General features: G+C 65.3%; 20 protein-coding genes and 1 pseudogene. 7 read left to right on the top strand and 14 right to left on the bottom strand.

What is annotated here, in order from left to right; genetic code table 11:
• Positions 1-2: 2 nt before the first annotated feature.
• The 5 genes from AC07UK_RS17750 to AC07UK_RS17730 form a co-directional block, all read right to left on the bottom strand.
• The gene (locus AC07UK_RS17750; RefSeq protein WP_492321519.1) at positions 3-764 is read right to left on the bottom strand and encodes an amino acid ABC transporter ATP-binding protein; all 762 of its coding nucleotides are present in this window, start codon (positions 762-764) and stop codon (positions 3-5) included.
• Positions 761-1,429, bottom strand: a complete 669-nt coding sequence (locus AC07UK_RS17745) for an amino acid ABC transporter permease (protein WP_010811413.1) — start codon at positions 1,427-1,429, stop codon at positions 761-763. The genes AC07UK_RS17750 and AC07UK_RS17745 overlap by 4 nt, the downstream gene beginning before the upstream one ends.
• Before the next feature lie 18 nt (positions 1,430-1,447).
• Positions 1,448-2,203 carry a glutamine ABC transporter substrate-binding protein gene (locus tag AC07UK_RS17740; protein WP_494687958.1) on the bottom strand — a complete coding sequence of 252 codons (756 nt, stop codon included), beginning with the start codon at positions 2,201-2,203 and terminating at the stop codon, positions 1,448-1,450.
• 88 nt (positions 2,204-2,291) lie between these two features.
• Positions 2,292-3,086, bottom strand: a complete 795-nt coding sequence (locus AC07UK_RS17735) for an IclR family transcriptional regulator (RefSeq protein WP_436223025.1) — start codon at positions 3,084-3,086, stop codon at positions 2,292-2,294.
• A 134-nt stretch (positions 3,087-3,220) separates the two neighbouring features.
• Positions 3,221-3,880 (bottom strand): methyltransferase family protein, encoded by a 660-nt coding sequence (locus AC07UK_RS17730; RefSeq protein ID WP_494687957.1) that lies wholly within the window; start codon positions 3,878-3,880, stop codon positions 3,221-3,223.
• 144 nt (positions 3,881-4,024) lie between these two features.
• Between AC07UK_RS17730 and AC07UK_RS17725 the strand changes: the two genes are divergently transcribed.
• Positions 4,025-4,348, top strand: coding sequence for a nucleotide pyrophosphohydrolase (locus AC07UK_RS17725; RefSeq protein WP_013955146.1), 324 nt, complete (start codon positions 4,025-4,027; stop codon positions 4,346-4,348).
• A gap of 22 nt (positions 4,349-4,370) precedes the next feature.
• Here AC07UK_RS17725 and AC07UK_RS17720 read toward each other — a convergent pair whose 3' ends face one another.
• Positions 4,371-5,225 (bottom strand): hypothetical protein, encoded by an 855-nt coding sequence (locus tag AC07UK_RS17720; protein WP_494687956.1) that lies wholly within the window; start codon positions 5,223-5,225, stop codon positions 4,371-4,373.
• A gap of 270 nt (positions 5,226-5,495) precedes the next feature.
• On the opposite strand from AC07UK_RS17720, the gene AC07UK_RS17715 reads away from it, so the two are divergent.
• Positions 5,496-6,389 carry a restriction endonuclease gene (locus AC07UK_RS17715; RefSeq protein ID WP_436220517.1) on the top strand — a complete coding sequence of 298 codons (894 nt, stop codon included), beginning with the start codon at positions 5,496-5,498 and terminating at the stop codon, positions 6,387-6,389.
• Positions 6,390-6,432: 43 nt separating this feature from the next.
• Here AC07UK_RS17715 and AC07UK_RS17710 read toward each other — a convergent pair whose 3' ends face one another.
• Both AC07UK_RS17710 and AC07UK_RS17705 read right to left on the bottom strand, forming a co-directional pair.
• Complete coding sequence (locus tag AC07UK_RS17710) at positions 6,433-6,936, bottom strand: DUF2938 domain-containing protein (protein ID WP_436220518.1); 504 nt, start codon at positions 6,934-6,936, stop codon at positions 6,433-6,435.
• Positions 6,929-7,819 carry a class I SAM-dependent methyltransferase gene (locus AC07UK_RS17705; RefSeq protein WP_436220519.1) on the bottom strand — a complete coding sequence of 297 codons (891 nt, stop codon included), beginning with the start codon at positions 7,817-7,819 and terminating at the stop codon, positions 6,929-6,931. Before AC07UK_RS17705 ends, AC07UK_RS17710 begins: the two co-directional genes overlap by 8 nt.
• Before the next feature lie 74 nt (positions 7,820-7,893).
• Between AC07UK_RS17705 and AC07UK_RS17700 the strand changes: the two genes are divergently transcribed.
• Complete coding sequence (locus tag AC07UK_RS17700) at positions 7,894-8,337, top strand: helix-turn-helix domain-containing protein (protein ID WP_436220520.1); 444 nt, start codon at positions 7,894-7,896, stop codon at positions 8,335-8,337.
• Between the two features lie 108 nt (positions 8,338-8,445).
• A complete protein-coding gene (locus AC07UK_RS17695) occupies positions 8,446-9,564 on the top strand; it encodes a Fic family protein (protein WP_494687960.1) in 1,119 nt (372 codons plus the stop codon).
• Between the two features lie 29 nt (positions 9,565-9,593).
• Here the strand turns inward: AC07UK_RS17695 and AC07UK_RS17690 are convergent, their stop codons facing one another.
• The 5 genes and pseudogenes from AC07UK_RS17690 to AC07UK_RS17670 form a co-directional block, all read right to left on the bottom strand.
• Complete coding sequence (locus tag AC07UK_RS17690) at positions 9,594-10,778, bottom strand: DUF3322 domain-containing protein (protein WP_494687955.1); 1,185 nt, start codon at positions 10,776-10,778, stop codon at positions 9,594-9,596.
• Entirely contained in the window at positions 10,775-14,149 is a 3,375-nt protein-coding gene (locus AC07UK_RS17685) for an ATP-binding protein (RefSeq protein WP_494687954.1), read from the bottom strand. Before AC07UK_RS17685 ends, AC07UK_RS17690 begins: the two co-directional genes overlap by 4 nt.
• Positions 14,142-14,837, bottom strand: a complete 696-nt coding sequence (locus tag AC07UK_RS17680) for a DUF4194 domain-containing protein (protein WP_494687953.1) — start codon at positions 14,835-14,837, stop codon at positions 14,142-14,144. Before AC07UK_RS17680 ends, AC07UK_RS17685 begins: the two co-directional genes overlap by 8 nt.
• Before the next feature lie 2 nt (positions 14,838-14,839).
• Complete coding sequence (locus tag AC07UK_RS17675; RefSeq protein ID WP_494687952.1) at positions 14,840-16,294, bottom strand: DUF3375 domain-containing protein; 1,455 nt, start codon at positions 16,292-16,294, stop codon at positions 14,840-14,842.
• 353 nt (positions 16,295-16,647) lie between these two features.
• Positions 16,648-17,253, bottom strand: a pseudogene (locus tag AC07UK_RS17670) (cache domain-containing protein); the annotation flags it as partial.
• A 501-nt stretch (positions 17,254-17,754) separates the two neighbouring features.
• Between AC07UK_RS17670 and AC07UK_RS17665 the strand changes: the two are divergent.
• The 3 genes from AC07UK_RS17665 to dbpA all read left to right on the top strand — a co-directional run bounded on the left by AC07UK_RS17665 (position 17,755) and on the right by dbpA (position 21,450).
• Positions 17,755-18,960, top strand: a complete 1,206-nt coding sequence (locus AC07UK_RS17665; protein WP_494687951.1) for a DUF4382 domain-containing protein — start codon at positions 17,755-17,757, stop codon at positions 18,958-18,960.
• Between the two features lie 141 nt (positions 18,961-19,101).
• The gene (locus AC07UK_RS17660; RefSeq protein ID WP_494687950.1) at positions 19,102-20,007 is read left to right on the top strand and encodes a DUF72 domain-containing protein; all 906 of its coding nucleotides are present in this window, start codon (positions 19,102-19,104) and stop codon (positions 20,005-20,007) included.
• 33 nt (positions 20,008-20,040) lie between these two features.
• Entirely contained in the window at positions 20,041-21,450 is a 1,410-nt protein-coding gene (gene dbpA, locus AC07UK_RS17655) for an ATP-dependent RNA helicase DbpA (RefSeq protein ID WP_494687949.1), read from the top strand.
• Between the two features lie 32 nt (positions 21,451-21,482).
• Here the strand turns inward: dbpA and AC07UK_RS17650 are convergent, their stop codons facing one another.
• Positions 21,483-21,908 carry a DUF2855 family protein gene (locus AC07UK_RS17650; RefSeq protein WP_494687948.1) on the bottom strand — a complete coding sequence of 142 codons (426 nt, stop codon included), beginning with the start codon at positions 21,906-21,908 and terminating at the stop codon, positions 21,483-21,485.
• Between the last annotated feature and the right edge of the window lie 13 nt (positions 21,909-21,921).

The raw sequence follows: 21,921 nt of genomic DNA, 5'->3' as shown, positions 1-21,921 counted from the left end.
CGTCACGCCCGCGTCAGCACGGCCTGCAGGAAGCCGCGCGTGCGTTCCTGCGTCGGCGCCGAGAAGATGACCGACGGCGGCCCGGCCTCGATGATGCCGCCGCCATCCATGACGACCACCACATCGGCCACTTCGCGGGCAAAGCCCATTTCATGGGTGACCACGACCATGGTCATGCCTTCGGCGGCCAGCACCTTCATCACCTGCAGCACTTCGCCCACCAGCTCGGGGTCCAGCGCGGAGGTCGGCTCGTCGAACAGCATCACGCGCGGCTCCATGGCCAGCGCACGGGCAATGGCCACGCGCTGCTTCTGGCCGCCCGACAGGCTGGCGGGCATGGCGTGGGCCTTGTGCGCAAGGCCAACTTTCTCAAGCAGTCCCGTCGCCTTGCGCTCGGCTTCCTCGCGCGAGGCGCCGCGCAGCATGCGGGGACCGACCGTGACGTTGTGCAGCACCGACAGGTGCGGGAACAGGTTGAACGACTGGAACACCATGCCCACTTCCGTGCGCAGCTGGTTCAGCTCGTGCTCGCCGATCAGCTGGCCGTCGGTCACCAGGCGCTTGCCGACGATGTCGATGGTGCCGGCCTCGGGTTGTTCCAGGCCGTTGCAGCAGCGCAGGAAGGTGCTCTTGCCCGAGCCGCTGGGGCCGATCACGACCACGACCTGCGACGGCTCCACATCGAAGTCGATGCCGCGCAAGACCGTATGGCCGCCGAACGATTTGCCCAGGTTCCGGATCCGGATGATTGCGGAATCGCTCATTGCACCATGCCTCCCATGCGCAGCCGTTGTTCGGCGCGCCGCAGGATCAGCCCGGCCGCGCTCGTCAGGATCAGATAAACCAGCGCTATTGCCAGATAGACTTCCAGCGACCGGTACGACACGCTGATGATCTTCTGGCCCTCGTGCATCAGGTCGGCAATGGTCAGCAGCGACACCAGCGCCGAGTTCTTGATGAGGGCGATGAACTCGTTGCCCAGCGGCGGAATCATCCGCACGATGGCCTGCGGCAGGATCACCGCGCGCATGGCCTGGCCAGACGACATGCCGATCGAGCGGGCGGCTTCCATCTGGCCCTTGTCCACGGACTGGATCGCGCCGCGCACGATTTCCGACACATACGCGCCGGAATAGATGCCCAGCCCGATCACGCCGCACACAAAGGCCGGCAGCAGGATGTTGAACTGCGGCAGCCCGAAGAACAGCAGGAACAGCTGCACCAGCAGCGGCGTGCCGCGGATGAAGGTCACGTAGGCGGTGCAGATACTGTAGATGACGCGGCGCTTCGGGTCCAGCCGGCCGATGCCGACCAAGAGGCCCATGACGCAGCCCAGCACCAGCGCGCAGGCCGTCACCTCCACGGTGATGACGGCGCCGTGGACGATGTCATGCCAGCCGGCAAAAACAGGAGAAAAATCCAATTCCATGATGATGATCCGCGCGGCTTACTTGGCGGCCGTGCCGAACCATTTCTGGGTCAGCCTGGCGTAGGTGCCATCGGCCTTCACCTTGGCGAGTGCCGCATTGAGGTCGCGGGTCAGCTCGGGCGTGTCCTTGCGCACGGCCATGCCATATTCCTCGGTGGTCAGCGGCTGCTCCACCATGCGCAGGCCGCCGCGGGTCTTGACGTACTGCGTCGCGGCCGGCTTGCCGGTCACGGCGGCATCGGCGCGGCCGATCTCGACCAGGTTGAACATTTCCTGGTTCTTTTCGACTTCCACTCGCTGCACCTGTGGGTACGTGTCGCGCAGGAAGCTGACCGACTTGGTGCCCACCTGCACGCTGACCTTCTTGCCGTTCAGGTCGGCCGGGGCGTGGACGGTGGTGTTGCCGCTCTTGACCAGCGCCACCAGGCCGCCGGTGTAGTACGGCTCGGTGAAGTCCACCACCTTGCGGCGCTCGGGGGTGATGTAGATGCCCGACACTGCCATGTCGAAGCGGCGCGAGACCAGCCCCGGGATCAGGCCCTTGAAGTCGATGTCGGTCCATTCGACCCGCTTGCCCATCGTCTTGGCCATGGCCTCCACCAGCTCCACGTCAAAGCCGGTGCGCTTGCCGTTCTCGATAAATTCCATCGGCGGGAAGGTGGCGTCGGTGGCTACGCGCAGCACGGCATTGTCCTGCGCGTGCGCGGCGGTGCCGAGGGTCAGGGCGGTCAGGGTTGCCAGGCCGGCCATCAGGCATTTGCGACGAAGGTTCATGGAAGTCTCCTATTCTCGGGAACGAGGGATCTGCCGTCGCATGGGTGTGCCGACGGCGGCGGTAATGAATTGCTTGCTAGCTTGGAATTCAGTAAGACTGCAGCCGGGCGGAAATCCGCATCGCCGCTGCCACGGTCATGTCGATCAGCGCGGTCTCGCGCCCTTGCCGCCGCGTGGCCGGCACCATCAGCGTGATGGAACCCAGCGCATCGGCCTTGCTGCGCCGCGAGAACAGCGGCGCGCTCACGCCCCACACGCCCGGATCCACCTCGCCCTCGCTGACGGCGTAGCCGGTCTCGCGAATGGCGGCCAGCTCGGCCAGCAGCCGTTCGGCTTCGCCTGGCTCGCACTGGGCCCGGACCAGGCGCTCGCGCGCTTCGTCGCGCATGAACGCCAGCAGCGACTTGGCCGACGCACCGGCGCGCAGCGGCACACCGCGGCCCTTCTCGAACGAGCAGCGCAGTGACTGTCGGCTCTCCACCATCTCCAGGCACACCGCGTGATCCTTGACGGCGACGACCAGACCTACGCTTTCATCGGACTGCTGCGCCAGTAGCTGCATGTCGGGCAAGGCTTCGCGCGCCAGGTGCGAGGCCATGTCAAAGCCGAGCGCCAGTTGCAGGCTGATCGGGCCCGGCGCGTATTCGCCGTCGGACTCCAGCACAAAGCCCCAGCGCTTGAGCATCATCAGTTGCCGGTAGAGCGTGCTCTTGGGCAGGCCGGTCTTGGCAACCAGCTCGCGCACCGTGATCGGCGCGCCGTGTTGCGCCAGCGCCGCCAGCACGAACAGCACGCGATCGGCACCGCCCGCGGGCTGGCCGGGTTCGGCAGGCATGGAGGTCGCGGGCTTCACGGCGGTGGGGTTGTCGACGGCATTCAACATAGGGCCCAAGAATAGGACCTGATTCCCAGAAATCAAAACCGAGAGTCCCGGAAAATGGGAATGAATGACTAGGGATAACCCTTGATGGCTGGCAATTTGATCGGCCAAGTGCGTGGGGCGCCGCTGCGCCGCGATCAGTAGATGCCCGGCAGCATCCGCCAGGTCCTGTCGCAGTACGACGCGTACTCGTCGCCAAACTGGTCGCGCAGCAGCGCTTCTTCCGCCCGGATGCGCGCCAGCAGCACCGGCACCATCAGCAGCGTCAGCACCACGCCCACGCCTGAGCGGAACGCCAGTACCCATCCCAGCGAACTGACCAGGAAGCCGAGATAGCTCGGATGCCGGATCACGCCATAGATCCCGGTGGTCACCAGCGTATGCCCCGGCTGGATCGCCACCAGCCCGCTGAAGCGCCGCCCCAGCACAAACACCGGCCACAGCCGCAGCACGCCGCCGCCGGCAAACAGCGCCACGCCGATCCAGCGCATGGTGTCGCCATCGAGCGTCCAGAAGCCGATGCGGTCGGTAAAGGGCGGCAGGTACGCCGCCAGCAGCCCGAGCACGCCAAATACTGCCAGCACCCAGCGGTTGCCGCGGTCCTCGCGCATGCCGCTGCTGATGTTGCCGCCGGAGAAGAGTGCCGCGACGGACAGGGCGAACAGGACCAGGGTCAGGGCCACGCGCGCCGGGTGCGCGAAAAAGGGGGCGAAGCCGCCCCAACCTGCGATGGCGATGGCCAGGTAGGCGAGCGTGCCGGCCAGGGTGGCAATCGCCATGCCGGGAGTCGGGCGCATGGGAACCTCCGTTGAGACGGTGGATGCACAAGCGAAGGGTAAGCCTCAGGTGGCCCGGGTGTCGAGGGCGGCCGGGTCGTGATTAAATCTGCGTTTTGCGCCGGCGTATGCCGGGGCGCAGTGAACCGCTTTCGTCACACCACCATGCCCCTGATCGACATCAAGAACCTCCAGCAAGCCGCCCAAGACTTCGGCAAGGCCCGCAACTGGGGCAAGTACCACAGCCCCAAGAACCTCGCGATGGCGCTGAGCGTGGAGGTGTCCGAGCTGGTCGAGATCTTCCAGTGGCAGACCGACGCGGAATCGCGCGCCATCATGTCCACCGATGAGCGCGACCATGTGGAACAGGAGCTTGCCGATATCACCATCTACCTGGCGCAGCTGGTGACGGCGCTGGGCGTGGACCTGGACGCGGCGATTCGCGCCAAGATGGAGATGAATGCCAGGAAGTACCCGCTGCCGGAATGAGGCGCCCGGCGACGGCATGAGCTCACGACAATGGCCGGCTCCCCGCCAGGACGCACAACAGCAGCACTCCGTTCAAAGCGAGCAGTCCGCTCACCACAAGCACGATGGGCGGCGCATCCCGTGTCCGCTCGCGCAGGCGGGTGACCCCCGGCAGCCACTCGCCGCGCGTACGCCGGGACCAGCAGGCGACGCCCGCGCTGCACATGCCCAGCCACGCCAGTGTGCCCAGCGATGTCCAACCGCGTGATTGCGGCGCCAGCGTCGGACGGATGGACGCCTGCTGGGGCGTCGGGCCGGAGGCTCTCTGGATCACGACAGGTGGCGCTTGCATCCCCGGTTCGGCTAATGGCTCTGCCGGTGGCAGGGCTGGAGGCTGCTCCGCTACTGGTTGAGTTGCTGGAGGTGGCGCGACGGCTGGCCGCGAGGCCTCGACCGTGACCGTAGCTTGCTTGTTCCTCGACGCTTCCCGCGCCCGCGCCGCCGGCGGCGTTGGTTGCGGCGCGGCAGCCTGCGGCGGTTTCTTGCCTGGCTGCCGGCGCCAGCTGGCAAAGACCCTGTCCAGGCATGTCACCGACGTGCAGGCGTCCCGTCGCTCCCGCCAGGCGGCGATGTCGCTCCTATGGATCGCGCCGGCGCGCAGCCGGCGCTGCTGGTCCGCATGGATGCGCTCGTGTTCGCGCTGGAGCATCGCGTGATCGCAGATCAGGTCGGCGGCGTGCGGCACTGACTGCAGGCAGGACGTGCCGGCGGCGAGCGGATCGTCGCAGCGGGAAGGACGCAGCGTGGTCTTGCAGGCTATATCCGACGCCTGCGCACTGGCAGCCAGCAGAAGACCGAACGCGATGCACGCGGCCAGACGGCTCGAAAGCCTTGTCATCCTGTCACCCCGTGATAGTGGGGATCGTCCGGCGCTGAAGCGGGCGCCGATGGACTTCTATTCTGGTACGGCGCTATCCATCTACAGTTCGATATCCCACAGAACTGCGCAGCGAACCGTATGCGGGGTCTCGGATGCGTAGCCGAGGCCACAAATCCGGCGGACATACCTTCTTGCCTTCCCCATCGTCCCCCGCGTGCGCAGGGGCGACATGCCCGCCCCCGTACGGCATCCTTCGGTCTGACAAAAACAAAAAGCAAAGGGGGCATCATGGGTCGCAGGAAGCAATCGAGGGTCTTCGAGGATCTGTATGGCATTGCCGCCGCACTGCCATGGTGGGTAGGCGTAGCGTTGGCCATCGTTGCCTACGCGGTGCTGCACCGTTATGCGATTGCCGAAGTGCCGGTCAGTGCCGCGCCGGGGCAAATCGGCCAAATGGTCGTGACACAGATGGTCAAGGCGCTGTCGATGTACGGGCAGTACATCATGCCGCTGTTGCTGCTGGCCGGCGCGCTGGCTTCGTGGCTGGGCCGCCGCAAGCGGCAAGGACTGGTGCGCAGCGTGGCGGCGAGCCAGTCTGGCGACGCCCTGCGTCAGATGACCTGGCGCGATTTCGAGCGGCTGGTGGGAGAGGTGTTCCGGATGCGCGGTTATGCCGTGGCGGAGACCGGTGGCGGCGGTGCGGATGGGGGCATCGACCTGCGGCTCAGAAAGGGCAACGAGCTGGCGCTCGTGCAGTGCAAGCAATGGCGCGCCTACAAGGTGCCGGTCACGGTGGTTCGGGAACTGTATGGCGTGATGGCTGCGCAGGGTGCGGCGCAAGGATTCGTTGTTACGTCGGGGCAGTTCACCGCCGATGCGCGGGCCTTCGCGTCTGGGCGGAACATAGAGCTGATCGATGGCCAGGCACTCACGGTGCTGGTCAAGCGCGCCCGCGCTGCAGCGCCGACGGGGTCGACCGCACAGCCGCCTGCCGCCGCGAACGCGCCGACTCGCGCTGCGGAGCCGCCGAAGCCAACTGAAATGTCGCCGGCCGCCGTGCCAGGCTGCCCGCGCTGCGGCAGGTCCATGATCCAACGCATCGCCAAACAGGGCGCTAAGGCTGGCAATCCGTTTTGGGGCTGCGCCACGTTCCCCAAATGCCGCGGCGTGCGCGGCCTCTGACTTCCTGGTTCGGACAACGGCAGTCTGCCGCTGTACCCGCTTGTCAGATCGCTACCAGGCTCACAACCCAACCTGCCACATAGAGCCCCAGCCCGAACACCGCATGCGTCACCAGGCTATGCGCCCGTGCCACATTTGGCCGTGGCGTGCGGCTCGCAGCGATGCCGGCACCCATCGCCGGCTGCATCAGCAGGAACGGTGCCGCCACACTGCCGATGCCGACGATCAATGCGGGTGCCAGCGTCGGATGACGTGCCCAGTCGAGTCCCCATAGCCCCAGCAGGATGGCCGCGAACACGATGCCGGTCAGGTAATGCGCGATCCAGCCGATCCCGCGCTCGCCACGCACCGGTGGCGATGCAGCGATGGGATGGTGGCAAAGGCGTCCTCGTGGCAGCCACGCGAGCCAACGGCCTACTAGTCCATAGTCCAGCGCAGGGACGCCCATGAACCGCTTGCGGAGGATGGCCCAGGCGTCCATCACCAGCGTTGCGCCAGTGCCGATCACGATTGCATTGAACAGGAGCGCCATCGCTGTATCAGGCATGGGCAGTCTCCCCGGCCGTCTGTGATGTAGCCGAAGCCCGGGCGGTGATCATCCAGCAAGCAGCGGTGTAGCGCACGGTTGCGCCATGAACGTAAGGCTCGAATGCTGCGCGGACGGTTTCGATGACGCTGGTGCGTGTGCTTGCATCGGCCTCGCGCAGGGCCAGGCCGACGGGACCCAGGCGCGATAGGTAGTCCACCAGCGCAGGCTCCGGCAGCGTGCAGGCGAGGTCGATCGGCTGGATATCGATCCCGGTCCAGCCGCCCTCTTCCAGGATGGCATGCACGCGCTGGCTGTCGCCGAAGGCGAACTGCCCCGGCGCGCCCGGCTGCCGCGGCGGCAGGTTGGACAGCAGCGGTGCGGCCGCTCGCTCGGCGGTGGTCATGAACGGATTCTCTGCGGCGCTGCGCCAGGCGATGCAGTGCAGCGTGGCGTCCGGTGCTGCTGCCTGGCGCAGGTTGGCAAAGGCCCGGACCGGATCGCTGAAGAACATCACGCCCAGGCGCGACACGATGCTGTCGAAGCTTGCTAGCGCGAAGGCGTAGTCTTGCGCGTCGGCGCGAATAAAGCTGGCGGTCGAGCCGTCGTGCTGCGCGCGTGCCCGTGCAACGGCGAGCATCGGCTCGGAAATATCGATGCCGGTGCACCTGCCCTGCGTGCCGAGCTTACGCGCCAGCGCGATCGTAGTGCTGCCGGTGCCGCAGCCGACATCGAGCACATGCTGTGCCGAGGTCTTGCCGACCGCATCGACAAGCAGGCCTTCCAGCGGCCGGAACATGTCGTCGAGAACCGCCTGCTCCGCGACCCAGGCATGGCCGGACGGGCCGTTCCACAGTGCGGCCTGGTCGCCGCCGTTGCTGCTGGTCTGTTGTTGCTCACCCATGGTCGTATCCCCTTGCACGCCGTCCTGGCATGGAAGCTACACTGTGCCAGTTCAAGTCGACTTGAGGTCAAGCGGTGAAAAGCCTGGATATTGCGGAAGTGGCCCGGCAGGCTGGCGTGCCGGCCTCGACGCTGCGGTACTACGAGGAAAAGGGGCTGATCGCCTCCATCGGCCGGCGCGGGATGCGGCGCGTGTTCGATGCCGGCGTGCTGGAGCGGCTGGCGCTGATCGCACTGGGGCGTGCCGCCGGTTTCTCGCTGGATGACATTGCGCGGATGTTCTCGCCACAGGGCCAGCCGAACATCGACCGGCAGGTGCTGGCGGCCAAGGCGGATGAGCTGGACCGGACCATCCGCAAGCTGACTGCGATGCGCGACGGGCTGCGGCATGCGGCGGTTTGCCCGGCGCCCAGCCATATGGAGTGCCCGACGTTCCAGCGGATTCTGCGAGCGGCGGCGTCGGGGGCGATTGGTGGGCGGCGGGATCACGCCTCGGGGCCCCTTGGTGGTCCCCGCTAGGTGTCGAAAGGTCCTCTTGGCGGGCGTATGCGGAGATTGCAGTGATATTCACCGCAAGATTTGCGGTGAATGATTGGCGCATGCGGAGATAGCTGCCATAATCTCCGCATGAAACGCGGAGAATGGCTCTACATCTGGCAGTCGCCTGACTGGCCACAATTCCACTACGACCTGGCAGCGTTGGCTCGGCCGCTGGCTGATGTGACACACGCCCAGGGCAGGCTCCTCGGGCGCCTTGCCGACGTAGGCATGGCCTTGCGGGATGAGGCCAGCCTGACCGCGCTGACCGAGGACGTGGTCAAGACCAGCGAGATCGAGGGCGAACGGCTCAATGCCGATTCAGTTCGGTCTTCGCTTGCGCGCCGGCTGGGCGTGGACATCGGCGCGCTGGCACCCGTGGACCGGCATGTGGAAGGCGTCGTGGAGATGGTGCTGGATGCAACCGGCCGCTGCAACGAGCCACTCAGCAAGGAAAGGTTGTTCGGTTGGCACGGGGCGTTATTCCCTACCGGGTATAGCGGCATGTCGCAGTTATGTGTCGCTGCATGGCGTGACGATGCCAAGGGGGCGATGCAGGTCGTGTCCGGCCCCTACGGGCGCCAGCGCGTTCATTTTGAAGCGCCGCCGGCAAACAGGCTTGAGCCGGAGGTCGCGCGATTTATCGAGTGGGCCAACACGGACCTGACGGATGCGCCAGTACTGAAGGCCGGTCTGGCGCACCTGTGGTTCGTCACGTTGCATCCGTTCGATGATGGCAATGGCCGTATCGCGCGGGCGATCGGCGACTTGCTCCTGTCCCGGGCAGACGGCAGCCCTCAGCGGTTCTATAGCCTGTCGGCGCAGATCCAGCGCGAGCGGAAGGACTACTACGACATCCTGGAACGTACGCAGAAGGGCTCGCTGGACATCACTGAATGGCTCGCGTGGTTCCTTGATGCACTACTGCGGGCCGTACAGAATGCACAGCACACGCTGGATGCCGTCCTGGCGAAAGCGCGCTTCTGGCAACGCTGGGGTGCGACGCCCATGAACGAGCGACAGACGAAGCTGCTGAACCGGCGGCTCGATGGCTTCGATGGCAAGCTGACGTCCAGCAAGTGGGCTGCGATTGCCAAGTGCTCGCCGGACACGGCGCTGCGGGATATCAATGAATTGGTGGCGCTGGGGGTGCTGCGGAAGTCTGGCGCTGGCGGGCGCAGCACGTCATATGAACTGGCCGAAGGGTAGCGACTTTACTGTGGTGTGACGCCGTTTTCCTATATCGACCCCAATCGCTTCACCGCTTCTCGTACCCACTCGAACCCGACGCGCTCCTGTTCCAGCCGCAGCTTTGCTCGGATGCGGTTGTCCCGCAGATCGTCATAGACGGCTTGCTCTTCGGGTCGCAACCGCGACAGGTCGCGCAGCGTCTGGTTGTCCTCGACACCCCATTGGGCCTCGAATGCCATCAGCGTAGCGCGATCCATCAGCAAAGACTCGGCATGCCCGAACAGGCTGCGCAGCTGGTCGAGAATCGCGAACCCGTGTGTGTCGATGTCGCCCCAGTAATGCAGTTTGCATTGCGACAGCCATGTCGCCTTTGCGAGCAAGCTGAAGCCATAGCCCGCCCCGAATATCACCAGGCTGTCAGCGGCCTCGGGAAAGGCAAGGAAGTTGGTTTCGTTCTCTGTCATGAAGACACGCGAGACTCCCGGGCGCAGGGTGGCAAAACTGTCCGCATCGAGCGTCACGTCGTGTGTCGGGGCTTGGCCAGGCAGCGCGCGGTTAGCGCGGTCAAGCATCCGAAAACGGATGCGTTCGGGCTTGTCGCGAAAGCCGTAGCGTGAGGCGAACTGGCTCATGCCAGCATGCTGTCGATCAATGGCTTCAGGCGCCAGCGCCAGGTCCAGCAGCTCCGCAAGGACGCCGCGGTGGGCCTCGATGAACTTGGTGTGCACCCCAGGCAGATCCACCTGCCGCAGATAGACCCCCGGGCGCGGATGGCGTTGGAGCCAGCCCACGATTTCCAGCAGCCGGGGCCAGGAGTCGTACAACTCCAGCGCCCGCAGCGGACGCTGTCCCAGCCATGGGACTAGCAGCGGCTGCGCATTCCGGGTGCCGGCGAGCAGCGCTGTAAAGCGTTCAACCTCGCGGCGTTTGCTCAGCAGTGCGGCGGCATCGTCCAGTGTATCGATCCAGGCCGCGCAGGGCAGCATATTGGCGCCGAAGGTGCGGTGGCGGAACTCGCGCATCTCCAGGCGGCAATGGCTCATCTGCCTTAATTCAGCGAGCCAGTTGCGAACTGCCTCGAAGCTTTCCGTGAGCTCGCCGGAGGTGGGCACGCGCAGCGTGAGCCGCCTGGGGAATAGCGAATCGCCGCTGACCAGCGCGCCGAGGATGTCGCCGCGGTCCCAAAGCCTCTGTACCTGCGCGCGCAGGTCGGCGGGATGGCTCCAGTTCATGCCATCAACCTTGCCTTCTCGGCCCGGTACTCGTCGATCGACAGGTTGCGCACCTTGGACGCACGCCCGTCGTCGTTCTGCACGAACGCAACGCTGGATACGTAGGGCTCGATGATGTGGATCTTCTGCAGTGGCGTGACGATCAACAGTTGCAGGTTGAGCTTGGCAAACAGCTGCAGGCCGTATTGTGCCGACTCATCGGAGCCGCGTCCGAAGGCTTCGTCAATTACCACGAAGCGGAACGAACGGGAGCGCACCGCGCCCCACTCCAGCCCGAACTGATAGGCCAGGCTGGCAGCCAGGATGGTGTAGGCCAGCTTCTCCTTCTGTCCTCCCGACTTGCCGCCGGAATCCGAGTAGTGCTCGTACTCCGTGTCATCCTCGCGCCAGCGCTCGCTGGCACCGAAGACGAACCAGTTGCGCACGTCGGTGACCTTGGCGGTCCAGCGCCGGTCCTGATCGGCCTGCCCGGTGCGCCCGCGGAAGCGCTCGATGATGTGCTTGACCTGCAGGAACTTGGCTTCGGAGTACTGGCTGTCCTCCGATCCCGTCAGCGCGCCCTCAGTGCACGCGCGCAACTCGGACTGGAAGTCGCGGATCTCCGCATCAGGCGTGACCTGTGCTTCCAGGCGGATATAGCGGCCGGTGTTGTAGTCGATCTGCGTCAGTGATTCGTTGATGCGTGCCACGCGTTCGCGGATCGTCTGCTGCTCCTTGCCGAGCTGAGCGTTGAAATTGGCGATCTCGTTGATCGTGTTGACGTTGAGCAATTCCTTGAAGCGTGTTTCGAAGCGCGGCAAATCGTCGGCACGCAGCTTCTCCAGCATGTTGCGGTACTCGAATCCTGCGGAGACGCTGGCGTCGACTTCGCTGGTCTCCAGCTTGAAGGCTTCCTTGTAGGCAGACATCGCCTTGACGATGCTTTCGCTGAGCCGCCCCAGCCGCTTCGTCTCGGCATCAAGGCGAGCCTGTAGCGCATTGCGCATGTCGGTTTCCCGGCCACTGCACGCTTCGACGGTCAGCGTATGCTGGCCCAGGATTTCGGCGCGCAATGCATCGATGGTCTCGGCCGGCACCGCGTGGGCGAGGCTGCTGGATTCGTCCAGTGCCGCCTGGGTGTCGGCGCGCTGTTCCAGTGCATCGCTCTTCCTGCCCTCGGCCTTGGAGCGCTTGTCGCGGTGTTCCTCCAGCTGCTTCTCATTCGCTTGCTGTGCGGCTTCCACTTCGCTGAGCCGGACCGCCAGTTGCCGCAGCACATCGGACGCCGATTCGAGCTGACGCTTTTCCTCGGCGAGGCGCGCTGCTTCCCGCGCCGGCGTTTGCCAGTCCAGTTCCTCGAAATCGATGAACATGTCGAGCTGCGACAGCGTTGTGATTCTTTGCCTGAGTGCGTCACGCTCCGTTATCAGGCCGGCCACGAGATTACCCAGGTCGGCTAGCCTGGTTTCCAGCGCGCGCATCTCTCCTTCCAGGGCCGCGATCTTGGCGGCATTGCTCCAGCCGAGCACGTAGCGGCTGCGGTCGTCGAGGCGGTGGCGGTCATCCTTCTCATGCCGCTCACCCGGCATCTTGATCTGGCCGGCCCGGGTGACGGCGCGCGTCTCGCGCCGGAATTGTTCATGTGTCGCACAACATGCCACGTCAAAGCGCGCGGCGACTTCGCGCTCGAGCCAGCCATAGAATGGTGAATCGGGCTTGACCGCCAGCTTGCGTGCAAGCGAATCGCGATGCAGGGCCGGCAGGTCCGTCCTGGCGCCTTCACGTACCCGGAAGTAGACCAGCCGGCCTTTCAAGTGCGTGCTGTCCACCCACGCCGTCACCTGCGAGTAAAGCGAATCCGGGACCAGAAGCGACAAGCCAAAGTTGTGCAGCAAGCGCTCGGCAGCCCCTTCCCAGTCGCGCTCATGCTCTCGGACCTGTAACAGTTCGCCGGCGAAGGGCATGTCGTCTTCATGTAGCGAGAGCGCTTCGCACATCGCGCTGCGCATGGCGATCTGCGCCGCCGGGACATTGCTGCGTCGTGCCTTCAGGCTGCGGATTTCCTCGCTGAGCGCGGCATGCTCGGCCTTGCCCTGGTGCATCGTGACGCCGTGTTCGGTCAAGGCGTTGCCCACGTCGGTCTCACGCGACGTGGAGCTTTCAGCAAGCTCGGCAAAGCGCGATCTCAGCGTGACAAAGGCGTCTTCCTCGTCGGGTGGAGATTCCCCGATACCGCGCACGAGCTCCGCGTACCGGTCCGATCTCTGCCGGCGCTTGGCGGACTCCTCGTTTTGCACGCGGATCTCTTCCGTGAGCCGGCCGATACGGTCGCCGCCGTTCTCAGCAATGCTCCGGCGCAGCTCAGCTTCGTCGTTGCGCAGCGTGTCACGACGCTCCTGCAGGCGGCGCACATGGGTGTCCTCGCGCTCCCACTCTTCGGTAAGTCTCGCGATCCGTTCATCGAGCAGGCCCAGCTTGAGCCCGGCAAAATACGGGCGCAGCGCTTCGCGGCAGGCGCGTAGCTGCTCCGAAGCGGCAACCAGCTCGGCGTGTCGCTCGCAATCGGCCACCAGCGGCACCAGCATCTCTTCCTGGCGCTTGGCTTTCAGCACCGCTTCATGCGCGCGGTCCAGGTCATCAAAATGCCCGAGCAGCGCGGCGATGCGGGGCGCCACGTCGAACGGCTCCAGCATGTGGCTGCGTACAAAGTCAGTCAGGTTACCGACTGACTTCATCGAGACAGTCTGGTGGAAGAGTTCCAATGCCTGATCGTTCTCAATGCCGAAGCGGCGGCGGAACCAGGCACCGTAAGCGTTGAATGCGTCAAACATTTCGGCCTTCAGGCCGCGCAGCTTCTTGCGCAGCGCGCCGATGTCCGTGCCGAAGTGGGCAAAGTCGGTGGCAATCGACAGGTCCTGCTCCGCGCCGACATAGAAGCGCGCGGGCTGGCCATGTGATTCCTTCATCCAGAACACCTGTGCCAGCGTCACGGTCTGGTCGTAGCCGGCGTTATGAAAGACGCCAAGAATGACGGAATAGCTGTTCTGATCGCGCAGCGCGACGGGCCGCGCCGAGCCGGTGACTTCGTTGCGCTCGGACTTGTAGTGTCCCAGCACATAGCTGCGCAACGTCCGCTCGCGGCTTTCTGCGCCGGCGGCCTTATTGTAGGCGATGCGTTGGGCAGGAACGAGCAGCGTGGTCACGGCATCAACCAGCGTCGACTTGCCGGAGCCGATGTCGCCGGTCAACAGGCCGTTCCTGCCATCGGGCCGGATAACCCAGACACGCTTGTCGAAGGTGCCCCAGTTGAAGACTTCCAGGCGGGACAAGCGAAACCCGGACAGGGTGTCGTCATCGGTGAAGTCAAGGCTCAGGTTCTGTGCTTCATGCATCGGCCGGCCCTCCGTGCGCCAGGCCTGCAGGTCTTCCTGGCTGCCCACTCAATTGAATCTGGTAGGCAGCAAGCCGGGTATCGAACTCCGCAAGCCATTGCGCATCCACAAATGCCTTCAGGATGCGACGCACCTCGAACCCGGACTGGACCCCCGCACGGGCGCTGGTATCCGGCCTGAGTCGACGCATGAAGCCCAGTTCGACGATCTTGTTCACATGCAGTTCGATCTGGTCGATCAGCTTGGCCTCGTTGGTGCCGGCCGGCAGAAACACGCGCAGCAGCTCCGCGATCTCGTCAAGTGTCAGCACCAGCCGCGTGTCACCGCCGGTGGCGTCGAACTCGGCCAGCTTCTTGCGCAGCAAGGCCAGCGTCAGGCTGACCGGAAATGAAAGCTGGCGCCGCGCGATCAGGCGTGGCGGCCGATCGGCGCTGTCGTCCTCGCTTTCCGGCAGCGAGCGCAGGAAGGCATAGCCTTCGGCGTCATCGAGGACCAACTCCAGCCCCAGCACGGCAACATAGTCGCGCACGGTTGGCTGCAGGTTGAGCAGTGCGTGCCAGAGGGGCGCATCGGCATCCCGGTAGAGCACACCCTTCAGCAGGGGCACGACCAGCGCGGACAAGGCGAGGTCGGGAAGCGCGCCATTTGCCGGCGGCGAAGCTTCATCAAAGTCTTGGTCTTGGGTCATGCTCATCGGACGAAAATGACCCGGGGCAGCCGGGCCTGTCTTACCAGTGTGCCGCCATCCGGCACCTGCACTGTCCAGCTGACCGAATCGGTCGCGCTTTCATCCACATCGGTGCGGAACGTATCGCCCGCCAGCTGCAGGTAGGCGACCAGCTCGGCAAGGCCGTGCTGCAGCGGCCGCAGGTCGCACAACTCCTGCAGAGTGACCTGTGCGCGGTTTTGCAGTGCCTGCCGGACATGTGCGGCAAGTTCGGCCTTGTCGATCACGACCTGCGTGAACAGGGCGTGGGCGTCAACATCGGCGTCGCCGGTCTCAATGTCGCTCTCGGCAATGCGCGGTTTGAGGGCCGGTACAAACAAGGGCCGTTCCATCGGCAATTCGATCTCGGCCGCGATATCGTCCACCGCCATCACATAGCCTGGTGGCGGCAAGTCGCGCACAGCAAGTGCGCGGGTCTCGATGCCGCGCAGGATATCCATGATGCGGCGGTTCTCCAGCCACGCCTTGTCGTCGAGAAAGCGGCGCAGTTGCTGCGACAGCTGTGCCACGGTGCGTTGCGTATGCTCGCCGGCCTCCAGCCAGTCGTAGTGCACGCGGCGCAGGCGCGTATCGGGATTGAGCGCGGAGACCGGCGGCAGCGCCAGCACATGTTCGAGCAGCGTGGAAAGCTCTTCCTGTCGACTGCTGCTCATCAGCAAGTCCCAGAATGCACGGAAGCTGCGGCCCTGATCCGAATCGGCGATGGCGTCCCGCTCTCCCATGACTTCTTCGAGTAGCGCTCCCTTCGAGCCGTCCCACAATGCAATGCGTTCGCGCACGCGGCGATCCAGCGCACGGAAGTTGTCTTCCACTTCGCGGAAGTCGGTCAGCAGCTCGCGTGCCAGCGAAACAAACTGCTGGAAGCGGTCCTTCAGCGCGGTGTCATCCAGTAGCGCCAGGTCGCCTCCAGCCACGCGTGCGATTTCGGCGTCAATCTCGTCCCGTCGCCGGTGCAGTTCGGCCATGCGCGCCTGCGGGTCCGTCTGCGTGCCTTCGTGCATCTGCTTGAGCAGGTCGAAGAGCGTCAGCAGGCGTGACTCCGTGCCGACGAAGCTACGCTCGGCCAGAGTGCCGAGCCAGGCAATGGCCCGCTCCGTTGCAGGGGTCAGGTCGAATTGCGGTTCGTCGGATCCCTGGCGATAGAACTTGCGCAGCCAACCTTTCTCGTTGGCTGCCCACTCATTCAGGTAGTCGAGCGCGGGCCGGGGAAATGCTTCCTGTCCGAGGCGTTCGCGCAAGGCAAAAAGCTCGTCTTCCAGGGCTTCAGCCAGGTCGGCCTGCCCGACCGAACGCTGATTGGGTTCAACAAAGACACGTTGAAGGAAGGCTGCAACCAGGCTGGCGTGGTCGGAACGCAGCAACCGCCAGGCAGGATGGCCCTGGCGCAGGCGCTCGAGGGTTTCGAAATCGAAGCTCACGGGAGGTCGGCGGGCGGGCTGGATGCCGCGCTGCGGTGTTGGGTGCGGATGCCAGATTGTACGCTAGACCGGATCGCATAAAGTGATGTTACTGGCACTTGCAAAGGGATGGGGAAGGGGCTTCCTCTATACCCGCGTTACCCCAACCTGAACTGCCCCACCGCCCCCGCCAAGCTCCCGGCCTGCGTCTGCAGCGCCGCCGCGGCAGCCGTGGATTGCTCAACCAGCGCCGCATTCTGCTGCACCATCTGATCCAGCTAGCTCACCGCCATATTCACCTGTTGAATACCGCGGGTCTGTTCCATGGCTGCGTGAGTGATCTCGAAAATAATGCCGGTCACCTTGGAGACGTTGCTGACAATGCCGGCGGTTGCTTCGCTCTTGTCCAGTGCGACGATCATCATCCAGTCGGTGCCGGGGATCGCGCGTGCGCCGAGCAGCTTGGCGCTGCCGCCGACATCGACTTCCATCGGAGTCTTGGCGTCGATCAGCGCGGCGAGTTTGTCCGCCGGCACGAGTTCGGCGACGGGCTTGAGCGTGAGCTTGTCGTCGGTGTGCGCAACGATCTCCCCGGACTTTGCCACCAGCATGCCGAAGCTCGCCGGCGTCGGGCGGATCGCCTTGACGTTGGCGATCACGGCGTCCATCGCCACATCGCCGGACACCACGGCCCTGACTTCGCCATCGCGGACCACGGGCGTGGCAAATGTCACCACCAGCTTGCCGGTGCTGGCAGCGACATAGGGCGGCGTAACCACCGGCTTGCCGGCTGCTGCGGCCTGCTTGTACGAGGGCCGGGCGGTCGGGTCGTAGCCGGGCGGGACGCCTTTCGGGTCGGAGAATCTGGAGGTCTTGTCGGCATAACCGACGTAGACCTTGGTGAAGCGTCCGGCGTTGGCCACCTGCTTGAGCGCAGCATCGGGTTCGGGCTGCAGCACGGCATCCTGCAGCGACAGGATCGCGTTTGTGTGTGGGATTTCCACCTCGCTGTATACGGAGCGGGTGCGCCCGACTTGAGGCAGGCAGTCCAAATCCGGTCTAATGTGATCAGGTTGACGACACAACGCGCCGATTTGGTGCGCGATAGTGCGCTTGCGCGGCTCGGGAATACGCGCTGGTGAATGTCCATTCGTAACGCGAACACACGCAGAAGCGGGTGGGAGCGGGTTTCGGCGTGATCAAACGCTAGATCGGATGCATTGCAATACAAGCGGCGTTGCAATGCAGCGGTGATGTCGATACGGGCGTTCATGAGCGTGATGGCAACCGCAGCAGAACGCGTGTCGCAGCGCATCGGCCGGCGGCCCGGACGAGAGCGCATGCCATGTCAAGCCTTGCTGATCAGTCATGCAGACAAGCTAACGACTTTTTCACAACGTATTACAAAGACTTACAGCCGTTATGCGAACGGCAACATATCCTCCGATCACCTCACAAATAAACCAAGTGGAGAGCCTACCGTGTCAGCCCTTTCTTTGACTTCTGCGCCGCTGCGCGTGCTTGCCCTGAGCGGTGCCCTGGCGCTGGCCGCCTGCGGTGGTGGTGGTGGCGGCGATGATGGCGGCGGGCAGGGCACGCTCAAGGTCTCGATGACCGATGCGCCGGCCTGTGGCTTCAACAATGTCTTCGTGACCGTCAACAAGGTGCGCGTGCACAGTAGCGCCAGCGCCGAGGCGAGCGCCGGGGGCTGGGTCGATATCGACGTCGTGCCCGCGCGCAAGATCGACCTGCTGTCGCTGACCAACGGCGTGCTGACGGTGCTGGGCCAGACCGCACTGCCTGCCGGCAATTACCAGCAGGTGCGCCTGGTGCTCGATGCCAACCGTGGCGGCGGCGCCGGTGCGCTGGCCAACTCGGTGGTGCCCATCGGCGGCACTGAGCAGGCGCTGGACACGCCCAGCGCGGTGCAGTCGGGCATCAAGATCAACCGGCCGTTCACCGTGGCAAAGGGTACGCTGACCGACCTGGTGCTGGACTTTGACGCGTGCAAGTCGGTGGTCACGCGCGGCAATGGCACCTTTGGCCTGAAGCCGGTGGTGACGGCGATCCCGACGATCGTCAGCGGTGAAGTGAACGGCGTGGTCAGCGGGGCGCCGGGTGCGCGCGTGTATGCCGAGCGCAACGGCGTGGTGGTGAAGGCGACGGTGGCGGACGCCAACGGCAACTTCAAGCTGTCGCCGATCGAGCAGAGCAGCACGGCCGGCCCGGTTGACGTCGTGGTGGTGCCGGGTTCTGCCAATGGCAAGGCGGCGGGCATCGTGCGCGGTGTGCCGGTGGTGGTGGGCACGCCCACGGCGATCTCGACCGCGGCGGCGCCGATGTCGCTGCCTGCGTCGACCTATCGCCGGGTCTCGGGTACGGTCACGCCGGCTTCGGCGGAAGCGACCCTGCGCGCGCTGCAACTGGTCAATGGCGGCAATTTCGAGATTGCGGCGACGGCCGCCGCCAGCGATACCGGCGCCTACAGCATGTTTGTAACCGAACCGGCGCTGCCGGTGGCCGCGCCGGTGATCGGCACCTACCAGGCCGCGCTGCCGATTCCGCTGCAGCCGGACGGCGCCGCCGCGGGCAAGTACAGCGTGCAGGCCACCAGCGCCACGGGTACGGTGCAGACCAAGCCGGCGGACGTGAGCGTCGCCGACGCCGTGGTGAATTTCTCGTTCTGATTCCGGGGGACCGGGAACGGAGCCGGAAGGGGGCCTGGCCCTCTTCCGGTTTTTTTGTTTGGCCAGGAGCCCGGTTGCGCCGCCACCGCTTGGCGCAGTTTCCCGCTAGACTGCCAGTCTCGCGTTTCGGGAGATCGCGCCATGGCAGCACGCACCGCGGCGAAGGCCGCATCCAGGCCTGCAGCAACGTCAGAGGCCACACCCAGGGCCAAGTCGCGTACGGCCGCCGCACCGCCGGATCTGGTGCGCGTCGGTATCGGTGGCTGGAATTTCGCGCCGTGGCGCGACAACTTCTATCCCGCCGGCCTGGCACAGGCACGTGAGCTGGCCTATGCCAGCCGCCACCTGAGCGCGATCGAAATCAACAGCACCTACCACGGCACGCAGAAGCGCACCTCGTTCGCCAAATGGCGCGACGAGACGCCGGATGATTTTGTGTTCGCGGTGAAGGCCTCGCGCTTTGCCACCAACCGGCGCGTGCTGGCCGAGTCCGGCGAATCGATCGAACGCTTCATCGACAGCGGCATTGGCGAGCTTGGCCGCAAGCTGGGTCCGGTGGTGTGGCAGTTCGCGCCCACCAAGCATTTCGATGCGGAGGACTTCGAGGCCTTCCTGCAGCTGCTGCCTGATTCGGTGGAGGGCGTGAAGCTGCGCCACGTGCTGGAGGTGCGGCACGACAGCTTCCAGTCGCCGGACTACCTCAAGCTCGCGCGCAAGTACAAGGCCGCGACGGTCTTTACCGATTCGCCCAAGTTTCCGTCGATGGCGGATCTCACTGCAGACTTTGTCTATGCACGGCTGATGGCCAGCAGCGAGAAGCTGAAGACCGGCTACGCGCCCAGGGACCTGGATGCGTGGGCTGAACGGGTGCGCACGTGGGCGCAGGGCCACCAGCCAGACGACCTGCCGACGGTGGAAGACCGCAAGCCCGCCGCGCGCAAGCGCGAAGTCTTTGTCTTCTTTATCAACGGCGCCAAGGAACGCGCGCCGGCCGCGGCGCAAGCGCTGCTGGAGCGGTTGGACTGGACGCCGCCGGCCGATGACTGACGGATCGACATCCCTGGATCGCTATAATCTCGCATGAACTCGACCCCCGCCCAGCCGCAAGCCGGCACCGCTTTTTCCGCCCTGCCGCTCTCGCCCACCATGCTCGCCACGCTGGCGCAGCTTGGCTATGACGAAATGACGCCGATACAGGCGGCCAGCCTGCCGATCACATTGGCGGGCCAGGACCTGGTGGCGCAGGCCAAGACCGGCAGCGGCAAGACCGCCGCCTTCGGGCTGGCGCTGCTGCACCGGCTCGATCCGCGCCGCTTCGACGTGCAGGCGATGGTGCTGTGCCCTACGCGCGAGCTGGCCGACCAGGTCACGCAGGAAATCCGCCGCCTGGCGCGCGCGGAAGAGAACATCAAGGTGCTGACGCTGTGCGGCGGCTCGCCGATGCGCCCGCAGGTCGACAGCCTGATCCATGGCGCGCATATCGTGGTGGGCACGCCCGGCCGCATCCTGGATCACATCGATCGCGGCAGCCTGGACCTGTCTGGCATCAACACGCTGGTGCTGGACGAGGCCGACCGCATGCTCGACATGGGCTTCTTCGACGACATCGTCTATGTGGCCAGCCGCTGCCCGAAGGAACGGCAGACGCTGCTGTTCTCCGCCACGTATCCGCCTGGCATCGACAAACTCAGCCACCGCTTCCTGCGCAATCCGCAGTCGCTCAAGCTGGAGGCAACGCACGACAACACCACCATCCGCCAGCTGTTCTACGAAGTGGAAGAAGGCGAGCGCCTGAACGCGGTGGGGCGCCTGCTGGACCACTTCCGGCCGGCCAGCACGCTGGCGTTCTGCAATACCAAGGCGCGTTGCCGCGAGCTGGTGGAGCTGCTGAGCGCGCAGGGCTACCAGGCCCTGGCGCTGCACGGCGAGCTGGAGCAGCGCGAGCGCGACCAGGTGCTGGTGCAGTTTGCCAACCGCAGCTGCTCGGTGCTGGTGGCCACCGACGTGGCTGCGCGCGGGCTGGATATCGCGCAGCTTGAGGCGGTGATCAATGTCGAGATCACGCCCGATCCTGAAGTCCACGTGCACCGCATCGGCCGCACCGGCCGCGCCGACCAGGAAGGCTGGGCCTTCAGCCTGGTCAGCATGGACGAGATGGGCCGCGTGGGCAACCTGGAACAGCACCACGGCGGCGAGTTCGAGTGGCAGCCGCTGGCCGAACTGCGGGCCGCCAGCACGGAACGGCTGCTGCCGCCGATGGTGACCCTGCAGATGCTGGGCGGCCGCAAGGAGAAGATCCGCCCCGGCGATATCCTGGGCGCGCTGACCGGCGATGCGGGCTTCACCAAGGAGCAGATCGGCAAGATCAATGTGCTGGAGATGTCGACCTATATCGCGGTGGAGCGCAGCATCGGGCGCGAGGCGGTGAAGCGGCTCAATGCCGGCAAGGTCAAGGGCAAGAAGGTGAAGGTGCGGATGCTGACGGAGTGAAAGACGGGCCCCATGCGGGGCCCGTTCTGCTTTTACCCCACGACCACCACATACCCCTCCTGCGGCGCCCCGCTCCCCACCGCCAGCCGCGCGATCCGTGCCTGGGCGGCTTCAAATCCCCGTTCCTCCACCAGTGCCAGCCAGCGATTGGCCGGATCGCGCGCATGGTCGATAAAGCGGCGCTGCGCCGCGTTGAAGCGCCGGTTCACTTCCTGCGGTCCCCAGTCGGCATTGCGCTTGCGGATCTGCACCGGCGCGAAATAGAACTCGGGCTTGGGCCCGGGCAGGCTCAGGTCGCGCAGGAAGCCGATGTTCTGCGCCGAGCCGGCAAAGCAGTCATACACCAGGCTGTCGCCGAAATGCGCATGCACGCGCGCGCGCAGCGATTCATCGCTGGAGAAGTCGACATAAAGCGTAGGCTCGTCCACCGGCACCGATGCGGGTTCCGTTGCTGCCATGTCTTCTGTTCCA

The sequence above is a fragment of the Cupriavidus sp. GW821-FHT07C08 genome (assembly GCF_059419025.1).
The sequence above is the reverse complement of the archived record's forward strand: the minus strand, read 5'-3'. Positions and strand labels throughout refer to the sequence as shown.

Coding starts and splice junctions, on each gene's coding strand:
- AC07UK_RS17740 (WP_494687958.1), bottom strand. CDS start 2,203: ATGAACCTTCGTCGCAAATGCCTGATGGCCGGCCTGGCAACCCTGACC.
- dbpA (WP_494687949.1), top strand. CDS start 20,041: ATGAACTCGACCCCCGCCCAGCCGCAAGCCGGCACCGCTTTTTCCGCC.
- AC07UK_RS17750 (WP_492321519.1), bottom strand. CDS start 764: ATGAGCGATTCCGCAATCATCCGGATCCGGAACCTGGGCAAATCGTTC.
- AC07UK_RS17715 (WP_436220517.1), top strand. CDS start 5,496: ATGGGTCGCAGGAAGCAATCGAGGGTCTTCGAGGATCTGTATGGCATT.
- AC07UK_RS17685 (WP_494687954.1), bottom strand. CDS start 14,149: ATGCATGAAGCACAGAACCTGAGCCTTGACTTCACCGATGACGACACC.
- AC07UK_RS17710 (WP_436220518.1), bottom strand. CDS start 6,936: ATGCCTGATACAGCGATGGCGCTCCTGTTCAATGCAATCGTGATCGGC.
- AC07UK_RS17695 (WP_494687960.1), top strand. CDS start 8,446: ATGAAACGCGGAGAATGGCTCTACATCTGGCAGTCGCCTGACTGGCCA.
- AC07UK_RS17660 (WP_494687950.1), top strand. CDS start 19,102: ATGGCAGCACGCACCGCGGCGAAGGCCGCATCCAGGCCTGCAGCAACG.
- AC07UK_RS17745 (WP_010811413.1), bottom strand. CDS start 1,429: ATGGAATTGGATTTTTCTCCTGTTTTTGCCGGCTGGCATGACATCGTC.
- AC07UK_RS17720 (WP_494687956.1), bottom strand. CDS start 5,225: ATGACAAGGCTTTCGAGCCGTCTGGCCGCGTGCATCGCGTTCGGTCTT.
- AC07UK_RS17650 (WP_494687948.1), bottom strand. CDS start 21,908: ATGGCAGCAACGGAACCCGCATCGGTGCCGGTGGACGAGCCTACGCTT.
- AC07UK_RS17680 (WP_494687953.1), bottom strand. CDS start 14,837: ATGACCCAAGACCAAGACTTTGATGAAGCTTCGCCGCCGGCAAATGGC.
- AC07UK_RS17705 (WP_436220519.1), bottom strand. CDS start 7,819: ATGGGTGAGCAACAACAGACCAGCAGCAACGGCGGCGACCAGGCCGCA.
- AC07UK_RS17735 (WP_436223025.1), bottom strand. CDS start 3,086: ATGTTGAATGCCGTCGACAACCCCACCGCCGTGAAGCCCGCGACCTCC.
- AC07UK_RS17690 (WP_494687955.1), bottom strand. CDS start 10,778: ATGAACTGGAGCCATCCCGCCGACCTGCGCGCGCAGGTACAGAGGCTT.
- AC07UK_RS17725 (WP_013955146.1), top strand. CDS start 4,025: ATGCCCCTGATCGACATCAAGAACCTCCAGCAAGCCGCCCAAGACTTC.
- AC07UK_RS17730 (WP_494687957.1), bottom strand. CDS start 3,880: ATGCGCCCGACTCCCGGCATGGCGATTGCCACCCTGGCCGGCACGCTC.